Origin of the sequence: Nostoc sp. 106C (genome assembly GCF_002154725.1) — a bacterium.
In the GTDB taxonomy this organism is placed as follows: Bacteria; Cyanobacteriota; Cyanobacteriia; order Cyanobacteriales; family Nostocaceae; genus Aulosira.
In genome coordinates, this window is the sequence record NZ_MTAW01000230.1 from 1 (window position 1) to 300 (window position 300).

General features: G+C 41.3%; 1 protein-coding gene and 1 pseudogene. Both read left to right on the forward strand.

Going from position 1 to position 300, the window contains the following annotated elements:
- On the forward strand, nt 1-160 hold a 160-nt coding region (locus BV375_RS38495), incomplete at its 5' end, for a high light inducible protein (RefSeq protein ID WP_086768632.1).
- Nucleotides 161-201: 41 nt separating this feature from the next.
- Nucleotides 202-300: pseudogene (locus tag BV375_RS38500) on the forward strand (high light inducible protein); the annotation flags it as partial.

The following is a 300-nucleotide window of genomic DNA, read 5'->3' on the forward strand; positions in this document are numbered from 1 at the left end:
ATATAACGGCGTAGATCGTAATGCTTTTCTGTTTGGCTGGACACCGCAAGCTGAATTATGGAACGGTCGTTTAGCAGCTATTGGTTTTCTCGCTTATTTGTTGTGGGATTTGGCAGGATTTAGCGTTCTGCGCGACGTATTACACCTGATTGGTTACTAAAGCCTAAATACAAACAAAAAACACAATTTTGGAGAAAGAAAATGGAAACTCGTCCTTCTATTAATTTACCACCAGTCGCTACAGAATATAACGGCGTAGATCGTAATGCTTTTCTGTTTGGCTGGACACCGCAAGCTGAA